At 68.5% G+C, this 13,519-nt stretch carries 10 protein-coding genes; 6 read left to right on the plus strand and 4 right to left on the minus strand.

Annotated elements, in window-relative coordinates:
* Window positions 1–360: 360 nt before the first annotated feature.
* The 4 genes from HNQ61_RS16230 to HNQ61_RS16245 all read right to left on the minus strand — a co-directional run bounded on the left by HNQ61_RS16230 (window position 361) and on the right by HNQ61_RS16245 (window position 5,118).
* Complete coding sequence (locus tag HNQ61_RS16230; RefSeq protein WP_170032360.1) at window positions 361–1,485, minus strand: lamin tail domain-containing protein; 1,125 nt, start codon at window positions 1,483–1,485, stop codon at window positions 361–363.
* 224 nt (window positions 1,486–1,709) lie between these two features.
* Entirely contained in the window at window positions 1,710–2,858 is a 1,149-nt protein-coding gene (locus HNQ61_RS16235; RefSeq protein ID WP_221305270.1) for a lamin tail domain-containing protein, read from the minus strand.
* A gap of 198 nt (window positions 2,859–3,056) precedes the next feature.
* Window positions 3,057–4,181, minus strand: a complete 1,125-nt coding sequence (locus HNQ61_RS16240; protein WP_170032367.1) for a lamin tail domain-containing protein — start codon at window positions 4,179–4,181, stop codon at window positions 3,057–3,059.
* A gap of 268 nt (window positions 4,182–4,449) precedes the next feature.
* Window positions 4,450–5,118, minus strand: coding sequence for a nitroreductase family protein (locus HNQ61_RS16245; RefSeq protein ID WP_170032371.1), 669 nt, complete (start codon window positions 5,116–5,118; stop codon window positions 4,450–4,452).
* A 273-nt stretch (window positions 5,119–5,391) separates the two neighbouring features.
* On the opposite strand from HNQ61_RS16245, the gene HNQ61_RS16250 reads away from it, so the two are divergent.
* The 6 genes from HNQ61_RS16250 (at window position 5,392) to HNQ61_RS16275 (ending at window position 13,376) form a co-directional block, all read left to right on the plus strand.
* Window positions 5,392–5,955: a hypothetical protein gene (locus tag HNQ61_RS16250; RefSeq protein WP_170032374.1), complete on the plus strand. Its 564-nt coding sequence runs from the start codon at window positions 5,392–5,394 to the stop codon at window positions 5,953–5,955.
* A 785-nt stretch (window positions 5,956–6,740) separates the two neighbouring features.
* Complete coding sequence (dnaK, locus tag HNQ61_RS16255; protein WP_170032377.1) at window positions 6,741–8,687, plus strand: molecular chaperone DnaK; 1,947 nt, start codon at window positions 6,741–6,743, stop codon at window positions 8,685–8,687.
* Between the two features lie 474 nt (window positions 8,688–9,161).
* Complete coding sequence (locus HNQ61_RS16260) at window positions 9,162–10,682, plus strand: trypsin-like peptidase domain-containing protein (RefSeq protein WP_170032380.1); 1,521 nt, start codon at window positions 9,162–9,164, stop codon at window positions 10,680–10,682.
* A 338-nt stretch (window positions 10,683–11,020) separates the two neighbouring features.
* A complete protein-coding gene (locus HNQ61_RS16265; protein ID WP_170032383.1) occupies window positions 11,021–11,608 on the plus strand; it encodes a hypothetical protein in 588 nt (195 codons plus the stop codon).
* Window positions 11,605–12,846, plus strand: a complete 1,242-nt coding sequence (locus HNQ61_RS16270; RefSeq protein WP_170032385.1) for a hypothetical protein — start codon at window positions 11,605–11,607, stop codon at window positions 12,844–12,846. Before HNQ61_RS16265 ends, HNQ61_RS16270 begins: the two co-directional genes overlap by 4 nt.
* Window positions 12,843–13,376 (plus strand): hypothetical protein, encoded by a 534-nt coding sequence (locus HNQ61_RS16275; RefSeq protein ID WP_170032387.1) that lies wholly within the window; start codon window positions 12,843–12,845, stop codon window positions 13,374–13,376. The genes HNQ61_RS16270 and HNQ61_RS16275 overlap by 4 nt, the downstream gene beginning before the upstream one ends.
* Window positions 13,377–13,519: the final 143 nt, after the last annotated feature.

Below are 13,519 nucleotides of genomic sequence, written 5' to 3' on the forward strand. Positions count from 1 at the left end.
ACGGGAATCAGCGGCTTCCAGCAGATTCACGGATTGACGGCCTTCTTTCATGCGGCCGAACGCACGTGAACCGCGCGGGAACGTGGCCTTGCCTCCATGGGCGACAGGCCTGTTGCGGCCTGGGTGCACCGGCTGCGGGGCGGATGATCGTTCCGGTGGACACACCCTTTCTTGCCGTCACGGCGGGGGGCGCCGGCCGTCCCCCATTGCCTCTCCTGACCCCACGCACCTCCGCCGCGCCGGGTGCTCCGGGTAACGGCGGTACGCGCATTCCGCACGGAGGGGGGACACACGCGAGAGCCCCCGGCGCCGCGTGGCGCCGGGGGCTTCGTTCACCCGTTCCGCGCGAGCGGACGAGGGTCAGGGCGTAAACGCGGAGTTCTGCGCCCTGGGCGTGCCGCGGCCACCGGGGCCGTACACCGACGTGACGGACGCACTGCCCCAGTTGCTGCCGTCCATGTTGCTGTTGTCCAGCGCCGGGTTCTTGAGCTCGCGGCTGACGCCGTCCTGCGCCGAGGTCGCAGCCGACGCGTACTGCGTGCGGTCCAGGGTCAGCGTGTCCGCGCCGTACACGCGGGCGATCTTGAACGCGTCCAGCGAACTCTGCAGCGCAACCGAACCGCCCCACGCATAATCCACCGGCAGGCCGCCGTTGTTCGTGGTGTTGGTCGTGGTGCCCAGCACCACGTACCCGCCCGGGGCGATCACCACGGAGGACGCGATCAGGTGGTACGGGCGGCGCCCCGACGCGGCCGAATCGGCGATCACCAGGTTCTGCAGGTCCACCTTGAGGGTGCCCGCGTTGTAGAGCTCCACGAAGTCGCCATTCGTTTCCATGCTGGTGCCCGACGGATTGACGAGCATTTCGTTGATCACCAGCAGGTACTGCACGTCCGTTTCAACGTACATCTTGAACGCGACGGTGCCGACGCTGGCGGGAGCGCTCAGCTGCCACGTGTGCGCGGCCGACACCTCGTTCTGCCTCAGAATCTCGTGGTAGGCAAAGAACGGCTGCTCAACGCCGGTGATGTCGGCCGTGCCGTCCGCGTTGGCCACGGTAACCGTTCCCGTTCCGCTGGTGACCGCGGGGCCGGCGTGAAAGAACACGCGGATCCCTTCCGGGTCGGGCGTCACGCCGTCCGGGGTGCCCATGGCCTCGTTCAACAGGTTCTGCACCGTCACGTCGAACTGAAAGATCTCCGTCCCCGCATTATACGAGACGTTGCTGGACGTGAGCTTCAGCAGCGAGTTCTGGCCACCCAGAATGTTCCGGCTGCCGTTTCCGGCCGGGGCCGTCGGGGCGCAGTTCACCGCCGCGGCGCGGATGTTCGCCGTGCAGTCAAACTCCTGCAGCGCCGTCTCGGGGACGTTGCCGTCATCGGCGCGCTGCACGGCGGTGGGCTGCTGGTCGCCGCACGCCGCGGCGGCAAGAACAAGCGTCGCCGCCAGCCAGCGGCGGTCGAACGCGGGACGCTTCAGTTTCATTGAACCGGTTTCAGGCGAAAGGTAAAGCCCGAAAGCGGGCGACAGGCAGGCTCACCAAGATAGCGGAATCCGTGCACGGACGCTACACGCGGCACGCGGCGAAAGCGTTTGCGGCGCAAGGGTTTCTCCCCCGTCGTACGGTTCACGACGAAAGCAGAAAACCCCCGGCGCCGCGCGGGCGCCGGGGGCTCCAATCCGTCCGTACCCGCCGAAGCGGGACGAACTCAGGGCGTGTACGTGGAGTTCTGCGCCTTGGGCGTGCCGCGGGTGGTCGTGGACCCGTAGGTGTAGGTGGCCGTCACTGCCGTAGTCGCCCAGTTGCTGCCATCCATGTTGGAGTTGTCCAGCGCCGGGTTCCGGAGCTCGCGGCTGATGCCTTCCTGCGCCGACGTAGCGGCCGACGCGTACTGCGTGCGATCCAGCGTCAGCGTGTCGGTTCCGTACACACGAGCAATCTTAATCGCGTCCAGCGAGTTGGCCAGGCTGAAGCTGCCGCCGTACGAGTAGTCGATCGTCGCACCCAGGTTCGAGGCCGGGTTGGTGCTTCCGCCCAGGGTCACGTACGCGCCCGGGGCAACCTTCAGGGAGTTGGCGACCAGGTGATACGGACGGCGCCCGGAAGCGGCGGAGTCGGCAATCACCAGGCCCTTCATGTTCACGGACAGAGTACCGGCGTTGTATACCTCGAAGTATTCCGCGGGCTGCTCGGTGGACACGAGGCCGACCGGGTTCGCCAATACCTCGTTGATCACCAGCAGGTACTGCACGTCCGTTTCAATGTACATCTTGAACGCCACGGTACCGGCGCTGGGAGGAACGCTCAGCTGCCACGTCTTGGCCGACGAAACGGCGTTCCTGGGCAGGATCTGGTTGTACCTGAAGTACGGCTGCTGCGTGCCCGTGATGTCGGCGACGCCGTCCGCGTTGGCCACGGTGGCCGTGCCCGTGCCGCTGGTGACCGCGGGGCCAGCGTGGAAGAACACCCGGATGCCGTCCGGATCCGGCACGGTGCCGTCCGGCGTGCCCATGGCCTCGTTCAACAGGTTCTGCACCGTCACGTCGAACTGAAAGATCTGCGTGCCCGGGTTGTACGACACGTTGCTGGACGTGAGCTTCAGCAGCGAGTTCTGGCCACCCAGGATGTTCCGGCTGCCGCTGCCGGCCGGGGCCGCGGGCGCGCAGTTCACCGCCGCGGCGCGGATGTTGGCCGTGCAATCAAACGCCTGCAGCGCGGTTTCGGGCACGCTGCCGACTGTCGGGCGCTGCACCTCCACGGGGTGCTGGTCGCCGCACGCCGCGGCGAGCAGGAGCATCGAAGCCGCCACGATCCGGGCGCAGGAACGCTCCGGAGTCGGGAGTCGTAGAAAGGTCATCTGCAGGGGGATCGCGTGAGGTGATACGAAGGTGTTACCCCACCAAAGATAATGACAGACAGGCATGCGGAAAAGTCCGGATGCCGCAACAGCATGGACTGTCACGAAAGTCACTTTGTGAGTTTCTCCGCACAAAAAAGCCCCCGGCGCCGCATGGGGCGCCGAGGGCTTTCGGTCATCAAGCCGAAACCGCGGAGGTCAGGGCGTGTAGGTGGAGTTCTGCGCCTTGGGCGTACCCCTGCCGCCGGGGCCGTACACCGCGGTCACCAGCGCGCTCGCCCAGTTGCTGCCGTCCATGTTGCTGTTGTCCAGCAGCGGGTTCTTCAGTTCGCGGCTGATTCCGTCCTGCGCCGAGGTGGCGGCCGACGCGTACTGCACGCGGTCCAGTGTCAGCGTGTCGGTGCCCACCACGCGGGCGATCTTGAGGGCGTCCAGCGAGTTGGCCAGGGCGATCACGTTGCCGTACGCGTAATCCACCGGCACGCCGCCGTTGGCGGTAGTGTTGGTGCTCTGCCCCAGCACCACGTACCCGCCCGAAGGCACCACGAGCGAGGACGAGATCAGGTGGTACGGCCGGCGCCCGGATTGGGCGGAGTCGGCGATCACCAGGTTCTGAAGATTCACCTTCAGCGTTCCCGCGTTGTACACCTCGAACCACTCGCCGTTGACGTCGGGGTTCGTGTTGTAGTTCGCGGGGTTGGCCAGCACCTCGTTGATCACCAGCAGGTACTGCACGTCCGTTTCGATGTAGATCTTGAACGACACGCTGCCCACGGACGCCGGCGCGCTGAGCTGCCACGTCTTGGACGACGAAACCTCGTCCTTGCTCAGGATCTCGTTGTAGGCGAAGTACGGCTGCTCTTCACCCGTGATGTCGGCGACGCCGTCCGCGTTGGCCACACTGACCGAACCCGTGCCGCTGGTGACCGTGGGGCCGGCGTGAAAGAACGCCCGGATGCCTTGCGGGTCCGGCACGGTGCCGTCCGGAGTTCCCATTGCCTCGTTCAACAGGTTCTGCACCGTCACGTCGAACTGAAAGATCTCCGTACCCGCATCGTACGAGACGTTGCTGGACGTCAGCTTCAGCAACGAGTTCTGCCCGCCCAGGATCGACCGGCTGCCAGCGCCCGCCGGGGCCGCGGGAGCGCAGCTCACCGACGACGAATGGATGCTGGCGGTGCAGTCGAACGCCTGCAACGCGGTTTCCGGCACGTCACCATCCACCGGGCGCTGCACCGCGGTGGGCTGCTGGTCGCCGCACGCCGCGGCGAGGAGGACGGCGGCGGCCAGCCAGCGCCGCGACGCAAGAGGTCTCAGGTTCACGGATCGATCCGATGGTCAGGGGGAAATGGAGGGGGCAGACCGGAGTTCGAGCTACAAGGTAGCTGATCCCGGCGGATGCGCAACCCTTTGTAGGATGCACAGTTACCGACACCAGCGCGCCGGTTTCTCGTAAATCGGCAGAGGACAACGGACTAGACGAGCCCGTACCAAATCTGTCACATTTTTCCAACCCGCGTTCGCGGCGCTGCGACGGCACGGGTAGCAGCACGCGATTTCGATCCCGGATGCCGGTCGCGTGGCCCCCGGCTCAGGATCCGGGCGCGGGCAGCCGCAGGTCCACCCAGCGCGACCACTCCGCCGGGGCGCCGCGCCGGTCGCGGTGGCTGCCCCCGCTCACTTCAGCGTCCCCCGTATCCGCGGGAAAGAAGAAGAGCGATCCCAGCAGAATCTCCCGCTCCGGAATGCCCATCCACCCGAACGCGTCCGGATCGCGAAGCGCGCCGCCGGACGCCCAGTAGTTGCGGATTCCGCGCGCCGTGGCGGCGAGCAGCAGGTTCTGCACGGCCGCGCCCGCCGCGGCCACGATCTCCATGTTGTCCACCGTCGCCTCGAACAGCCCGTCGATCTCTCCCCTGGGCGGGTTGGGCAGCCACGTGGCCTGCACCAGCGCCGAGGCCGCGCCCAGCATGCGCGGCACCTTGCTCTTGTCGCCGCGCGCGAGCAGGGCCTGCCGCAGCGCCCGGCACCCGTCCGCGTCCAGCAGGTGAAAGCGCCACGGGACGATGGAGGTCAGCCCGCCGTCCTGCAGGTGCACGCGCGCCGCCGGCTTGTGAAAGGGCGCCCATCCCGCAACCGCCACCAGTTCGTCGATCACACCGCGCGCGGACACCGGCGGGAGCGCCTCGTCCGCCAGCACCTTTTCCGTCCGCCGCGCCCGGATCGTCTGATCCACCTCGGCCGCCTTCTCTGTACTCATGCCTTGCTGTCTCCTGAATCGGTTCGTCCCCGAAATTTATCGACAGGCGCGGGTGAAGGCCAACGCGCGGCGGCGGGATCAGTCCCTCCCTCTCCCGCGTTTCTCGCCGGGGGATCACCGGCTGTCCATGGGAGAGGACGAAACCAGGTTCTTCGTATCAGAATCACCCGCCCATCGTATCAGATGGAGATGGTCTGGATCTTGTAAAACCGGCGGACGAGAGCCCGGCCGCAGGGTGTGGCGGGCCCGATCAACCAGAAGGAATCCGGAACGATGAAGAAAGTCATGTCTGCCGCGGCCGTGGCCGCCGGCGCGCTGCTGGTGTCGGCGAGCAGCGCCGGGGCCCAGGTGTTCACCCCCAGCTACCAGTCGCCGGTGCCCATGAACGACCTGGGCATCTACCTGAGCGACGGCCCGGGCGACTCCGCCTTCGAGGGCATCTACCGCGAGGGGCCGCTCGGCCTGCGCGTGGGCTACGTGGACGCGCTCGACGGCCTGATTTCCGTCGGTGGCGAACTGCGGGTGCCGCTCACCGCGCCCATTCCGGTGGCGTTCACCGCCGCCGCGCAGGGGCTGCTGGGCGATGACCAGGCGATCGGCCTGCAGGCGGGCGTCAGCGTGGGCCAGCGGTTCGTAACTCCGGGCGTGGCGCTCACGCCGTACCTGCACCCGCGGGTGGCGGCCATCCAGGGCTACGGCGGCGACGAGTTCGAGACGGAACTGCTGGCGGAACTGGGATTGGACGCGGAGTTCTCCAGCAACCTCATCCTTCGCCTGAGCCTGGGACTGAGCGACGAGTCGCCGGACGTGGGCGTGGGCCTTTCCTGGCGCCGCTGACCGTCCGCGGTCCGGGAGGATGAACAGAATGGCGGCCCGCCGGACTCTTCCGGCGGGCCGCCGCTGCGTCTGGCCATGGATTGGAGGAGAATGCAGGCCGGCGGAACGCGAGTTCCGCCGGCTTCTGGGTTGGGACAGTGGATTTGTAGAGGATTGATTTCGGCGCGCGAGGCGGGTGCCAGGGCGGCCCCCGCCCGGGCTCGTACGACTCGCCCACCCTCCCGAGCGAGAGCGGATGAATCCGCCGCTCAAGCTGCGGTAACCCCCGACACCGGCTGCTGGCGCATCCGGTTCGGGGCTTCAACTGCACCGTGGAATCCGCACGACACTGGTGTGTGCTCCCTCTCCCACATCCGTTCGTGGGAGAGGGTCGTCGTGCGCAGCACGCGGGGTGAGGGCCACCGCCGGCGGACGCGCCGATCCGTATTCCGCACCGCCATTGTCCCTTCCTCGCCACGGCAAAGGCCGGAAACAGAAACGCCCCCGCCCTCGGCGTTGAGGAGTGGGGCGTTCCTGCGTGGCGGAAAAGGATCAGTACCGGGGACGGACAGAGAAGCACGCTGCTGTCATGACCGGAACCCTGCCCGCTCCTGACAGCTCTCCTCTTCCGTCATCCGCCGTGCCGACGAGGTGCGCCAAAATGGCGGTACAAGCGTCAAAACCTGCCGGAAACACATGAGAAAAGGTGGCATGCCCGTTGCCCTTTCCACGGCAAGCGCATCAAGGCGCGCCGGGTCTGAGGGCCCGGCAGCGCCTCTGTTTTCTCATCACTGACAGGAGAGCCCATGGCGAAGGTCATCGGGATCGATCTTGGAACCACGAACTCGGTGGTAGCCGTCATGGAAGGCGGCGACCCCGTCGTGATTCCCAACGCGGAAGGCGGCCGCACCACGCCGTCGGTCGTGGCGTTCACCAAGGACGGCGAGCGGCTCGTCGGCCAGGTGGCCCGCCGGCAGGCCATCACCAACCCGACCAACACGCTCTTCTCCATCAAGCGCTTCATGGGCCGCAAAGAGGCCGAAGTGCAGCAGGAGGAGAAGCTGGTACCCTACAAGGTCACCGCGGGCCCCAACGGTCTGGCGCAGGTGGAGATCCCCAATGTGGGCAAGACCTTCACCCCGCCCGAAATCTCGGCGATGATTCTGCAGAAGATGAAGCAGACCGCCGAAGACTACCTGGGCAGCACCGTGACGCAGGCCGTGATCACCGTGCCCGCGTACTTCAACGACGCGCAGCGGCAGGCCACCAAGGACGCCGGCAAGGTGGCGGGCCTGGAGGTTCTGCGCATCATCAACGAGCCGACGGCCGCCGCGCTGGCGTACGGGCTCGACAAGAAGAAGGACGAAAAGGTCGCGGTGTACGACCTGGGCGGCGGCACGTACGACATCAGCGTGCTGGAGCTGGGCGAGGGCGTGTTCGAGGTCAAGGCGACCAACGGCGACACGCACCTGGGCGGCGACGACTTCGACCAGAAGATCATCGAGTGGCTCACGGAGGAGTTCCGCCGCGACCAGGGCATCGACCTGAGCAAGGACCCCATGGCGCTTCAGCGCCTGAAGGAATCCGCGGAAAAGGCCAAGATGGAGCTGTCGACCACCATGTCGACGGACATCAACCTGCCCTTCATCACCGCCACGCAGGAAGGCCCCAAGCACCTGAACGTGACGCTGACGCGCGCCAAGTTCGAGCAGCTGGTGGACGACCTGGTGAAGCGCACCATTCCGCCGATGGAGCAGGCGCTCAAGGACGCGGGGCTGAAGCCGGGCGAGATCGACGAAGTGATCCTGGTGGGCGGCAGCACGCGCATTCCCAAGATCCAGGAGATCGTCAAGAACTTCTTTGGCAAGGACCCGCACCGCGGCGTGAACCCCGACGAGGTGGTGGCGGTGGGCGCGGCCATCCAGGGCGGCGTGCTGGCCGGCGAAGTGAAGGACGTGCTGCTGCTGGACGTGACCCCGCTGTCGCTGGGCATCGAGACGCTGGGCGGCGTGTTCACCAAGCTGATCGAGCGCAACACCACGATTCCGACCAAGAAGTCGGAAACGTTCAGCACGGCCGAGGACAGCCAGACCACGGTGGAGATCCACGTGCTGCAGGGTGAGCGCGAGATGGCCGTGTACAACAAGACCATCGGCAAATTCCAGCTGACGGGCATTCCGCCGGCACCCCGCGGCATGCCGCAGGTGGAAGTGACGTTCGACATCGACGCGAACGGCATTCTGCACGTGTCGGCCAAGGACCGCGCCACCGGCAAGGAGCAGAAGATCCGCATCGAGGCTTCGTCGGGCCTGTCGGAGGGCGAGATCGACAAGATGGTGAAGGACGCCGACGCCCACGCCGCCGAGGACAAGGCGCGGCGCGAGCAGGTGGAGGCCCGCAACCGGCTGGACTCGATGGTCTACGACGTCGAGAAGAACAGCAAGGAGTGGGAAGACAAGCTGGACCAGGGCACCCGCGACACGCTGAACGCCGCGCTGGAGCGCGGGCGCAAGGCGCTGAAGCAGGACGACATCGCCGAGGTGCGCACCGCGACGGAGGAGCTGCAGGCGGCCTTCTCGGCGGCGGGCGCGTCCATGTACCAGGCGCAGGCGGCGCAGGGCGGCGCCGACGCCGGGTTCAGCGGCGGCGCCACGGCGGGCGCCGGCTTTGAGAACGACGCCACCGCCAGCGCCCGTCCGCAGGACGACGTGGTGGAAGCGGACTACGAGATCGTGGAAGACGACAAGAAGTAGTCGCCTTCGCGTGTGAATACACGGCCCCGCCGCCCCGAGAGGGCGGCGGGGCCGCTGTCTTGCGAGGGAAAGAAAGTGCGTGAGTGCGGGGTGCTGGGTGCGTGAGTGCGAAAAGAAGAAAGTGCTCAGGTACAAGTGCCGAGTGCCCAGGGTCAGTGCCCAGTGCCGAGGGCCCGGTGCCCGTCAGGCCGGTCGCGTGGCCGGACCGGGCTGGCCTGAGGTCCACGGCGGCGGCTGGTCTCGTACATACCTCGTCAGAGACTGCGTGCGCGGGCCGTTCCGATGGTGCGCACCAGGGCTGGGCACTTGGGCACTTGTACCTGAGCACTGGGCACTGGCCCTTTGTCTTTCGCACTCACGCACTAACGCACCCCGCACTAACGCACTGTTCATCCTCCGCCCCTTCCCGTACGCGGCGGATTCCCGGATCTTTGGTTCCGCTCATCCGGTGTCGGACGCACACACAGAGGAAGCATGCTCGATCCCGTACGCGCCAAGTTCAAGATGCTGGGCACCACGGCCGGCGCATTCGCAGGCGGCATTCTGGTGGCCACCGGCCTGGACTGGACGGCCGGCTCGCACGCCGCCGTCCTGCAGACCACGCCCCGTCCCGGCAGCGCCGAGGTGCGCCCCGTGGCCGAGATGAGCGAAGCCTTCATCCGCATCGCCGAATCCGTGACGCCGGCCGTGGTGGCCATCGAGACGGAAAGCAGCGGCGCCGAGGAGGAAGATCCCCGCGGCGGCAACCGGCGCGGCTTCCCCTTTCCCTTCCCCATGCCCGAGGGCCAGCCCGACGTGCCCCAGGAATCCAGCGGCTCCGGATTCCTGATCTCGCCCGAAGGCTACATCATGACCAACAACCACGTGGTCGCCGACGCGGACCAGATCAACGTGGTGCTCAGCGACAACCGCCACCTGCGCGCCACGCTGGTGGGGCGCGACCCGCTGACCGACATCGCCGTCATCAAGGTGGAGGGCGGCACCTTTCCGTCCGTACGCCTGGGACGCAGCGAGGGCGTGCGCATCGGCGAGTGGGTGCTGGCCATCGGCAACCCGCTGGACCTGGGCACGACGGTCACCTCCGGCATCGTAAGCGCCAAGGGACGCACGCTCAACAACCTGATCGGGCAGAGCGCGGGCGCCAACGGGCGCTGGGCCATCGAGGACTTCATCCAGACCGACGCGCCCATCAACCCGGGCAACAGCGGCGGCCCGCTGGTGAACCTGCGCGGCGAAGTCGTGGGCGTGAACTCCGCGATCGCCTCGCCGACAGGCTTCTATTCGGGATACGGATTCGCCGTCCCCATCGACCTGGCACGCAAGGTGGGGGATGACCTGATCCGCTACGGCCGCGTGCGCCGCCCCGCGGTGGGGATCCAGGTGAGCAACGTGACGCCGGAAGACGCCGAGGTTTTCAAGCTGGAGCGCATCGTGGGCGTGGTGGTGCAGGACTTTCCCGAAGACAGCCCCGCGCGGGAGGCCGGCGTGCGGCAGGGCGACGTGATCGTGGCGGTCAACGGGCAGACGGTGGAGCGCGTGGGGCAGTTTCAGCGGCTGATCGCGACCAAGCAGCCGGGAGAAACGGTGACGCTGGACCTGATCCGCTACGGCCAGCGCCAGCAGGTGCGCGCCCGGCTGTCCGAGGCGCCGTCGCAGCCCGCCGAGCCGGCCCGCCCCGCGCGCCACGCCGCCGCCGAGACGGGATCGCGGCTGGGGATCGCCGTCGCCGCGGTTTCGCCGGAACTGGCGCGCCGCTACGAGCTGGAGGGCGGCACCGCGGGCGTCGTCATCACCCAGGTGGAGCGCGGCGGCGTGGGCGACCGCGCGAACCTGGGCGAGGGGCTGCGCATCCTTGCCGTGGACGGGCAGACGGTGCCCGATGTGGAAGCCTTCCGCCGCGCGGTGGAGCGCCGGCGCGGCGGCGAAGTCATTTCGCTGCGCGTGCTTCTGCCCGCGGGCGAGGGAAGCATCTACAACATCCGCCTGCCGGAGTAGCTCCGGCAGGCGGTCGGGAGAGAAGTCGGCAAGCGGCCCGGGCACATGCCCGGGCCGCTTCTTTTTCGCCCATTGATGCAGCGCGCCACCCAGCACCCGCCCGCGCGCCGGACCTCCTCCCCCAGACAAAGCTCAGGGCGGATGCCGCCATCCGTCCCCCGCCGCCGCGGCGCCAACCCGCACCGTGATCCCCGCCAGCCGATCACAATCTTTTCCAACAACAATTTTCTTGACACGGAGCGTCCGGATTGTAAATTGTCAATTCAGGTGCGCAGGGGCTGATCCCCGCCCCGCCGCCCTCCTCCACACCCAGCGTTCCCTGGACGGGACCCACCTCGATGCAGATCCACCCGCTCTCCGTCGCCACCGCTCCCGATCCGCCTCCCGCGCGGTTGTCGCGCCTGGGCCGCCTCTCCGACTGGCAGTTCCGCACGCTGCTGCTGGCGATGGGAGCGGTGTCGGCGCTGATGGTGGCGGAAGCAGCGCAGACCTTTGCCGAAATGGCCGAGCGCAACGCCACGCTCTCCACGAGGTGGGCCGCCATCTCTCCGGTCGCGTACGGGTCCCCGCTCCCCGCCCTGCATGCGCTTGCACCCGCCCTGGACGAAAGTCCGCGCATTCTCCTGCGCGCGGACGCCGAGCCTGCAGGCAGAGAGGCCCGCTGTGCGCTGGCGGCAGAAGCGGGACGCGGCCCGAACATCCGGTGGATCGCCCTGGCCGCGCCCGTGGAGCCCTGTGTAGTGCGGGCATTCGGAAATGCCGTGCTGCGCGGCGACGGGACGGCTGCCAGGGAATTCGGGACCGCGCGGTGGATCGTGCTGGACGCGGGCGGAGTGGCGCGGTACAGCAGCCGGAACGTGCCCTCGCCGCAACGGCTTCGATCGACGGCGGCACTGCTGGCGCCGTCCGCGGAGAGCGGGCGGTGAAGCGCGCACGGCTGATTCTGATCGTGGCGGGCGCCGGAGCGATGCTCTCGACCGCGGCCGCGCTCCGCCCCGGTGGACCGGTGGCCGCCGAACTCGCATCCCCGCTGTTCACCTCGCCCGTGCAGGCCCGCCTGGCGGCCGACCGGCGGATTGCGGCCGGACCGCAGGACGGCGCGCAGACGGACCTGTCGGAACTCGCGCTGCGCATCGACGGCGGAGAGGAGGGATTCGGGCACATCGTGGACGTGGTGCCGAGCCCGGGGGGAGACACGATCTACGTGCTCGACGGGATGTCGCTCTCCGGCTCCGCGTTCGACTCCGGCGGGACGCGGCTGTTCGGCTTCGGAGGCGCGGGCGGCGGCCCGGGCGAGTTCCGCCGTCCCACCAGCCTGACCCTGCTGCCCTGGAGCGGAGAGGTCGCCGTGTGGGACGTGCAGACGCAGCGGATGACGGTGCACACGTCCGCGGGAGCGCCGGTACGGTCGCTCAGCCCCGCCGGGCTCGGCCAGGGGCTGGTGCAGAGGATGGCCGCGGTGGAGGGCGGCTTCGTAGCCGAAGTCCGCTCGGACCCGTTGCGGGTGCAGCCGGACGCGCAGGGGGGAGCGCTCGTGCGGCTGGACACGGCCGCGCGCGCGACGCGGACGCTGCTGCGCTTCCGGGTGCCGGGGGTAAACGCAAGTCACCGGGAGTCCGCCGCAGGAAGCAGCGTGACCACCTGGCTCAACCCGCTGACGTGGTCGCCCGAGCCCCGGTGGAGTGCGCTGAGGGACGGCTCCGTGGTATTTGCGCCCGGCGGTCCCGACGACGTGTATCGCATTGACCCGTCCGGCCGCGTCGAGCGTATTCGCGCCGACTTTCGCCCGGCGCGCGTCACGCGCGGAGACCGCGTTCGCCACCTGGCCGGGCTGCGCGAGCGCGGAAAGATCGCGGCCTCCACCACGCCGCTGCACCTGCTGGAGCCGCTGAACCGTTCCTACTACGCACGCGTTCGCCCCGCCGTGAGCGGCGTGCTCGCCGGTCCCGGCGGGGCCGTGTGGACCCGCGGATTCAGCACGGAGGACGACTGGCGCGGCTACAGCCGGGAGTGGCGCGTCGCCGCAGCCGCGCGCCCCCCGGCGCGGGTGCGCCTGCCGCGTGGATTTGAACCGCTCCACATCGCGGGCAGCCTCGTGTACGGAGTGGCGGTCGACAGCATGCTGGCGGAGCGGGTGGAAGCGTACCGCGTGGAGGTGCCATGAACCGGTGGAAGCGCCTGAGCATCACGGGCTTTCTCGCGCTCCTGCTCGCGTGGAGCGGCCTCCGGACCGCGAGCGCGGCCGTCGCATGGAGCCGGGCGCCGGAGGCGGCGCAGCGGACGGGGCTGCTTCAGCCGGCGCGCACGCGCGTGCGGGCGACGACGCCGGAGCTGGCCCGCATCGCCCGGGCGAAACGGGCGATCGTCTTTGTCTACGCGCCCACCTGCAGCGCGTGCAACGGCAACATGGCCAACTGGATCGACCTCGTCGCCGACCTGCACGGCGGGCAGGTGCAGCTGTTCGCCGTCGCGCCGGCCGGCACGCCCGCGGCGCGCGAGTACTGGGGCCCGCTCTCAAGGCACGTACACGTGATTACCGCCACACCCGCGGAGGTGCGCGGCGCGCTGAACGCGGAGGTCACGCCCGCCACCATCCTGGTAGAGAATGGGGTGATCCGGGGCGTCGCCACCGGCGCGCTCACGCGGCCGGCGATACGGCAGGTGCACGCCTTCGCGGCCCGCCCCGCCGAATAATTCTACCTCGCGCATCAACCCGTCCCGGCCGGGACTTCATCCGCCCTCCCAAGGAGATTCCATGTCACAGGATACCAGACGTCTGCGCCACCTTCAGATTGCACTGTTCTCAATGATCGCCGCGATGCTGCTCCTGCTTTCTC

The organism is Longimicrobium terrae (assembly GCF_014202995.1).
Taxonomy (GTDB): domain Bacteria; phylum Gemmatimonadota; class Gemmatimonadetes; order Longimicrobiales; family Longimicrobiaceae; genus Longimicrobium; species Longimicrobium terrae.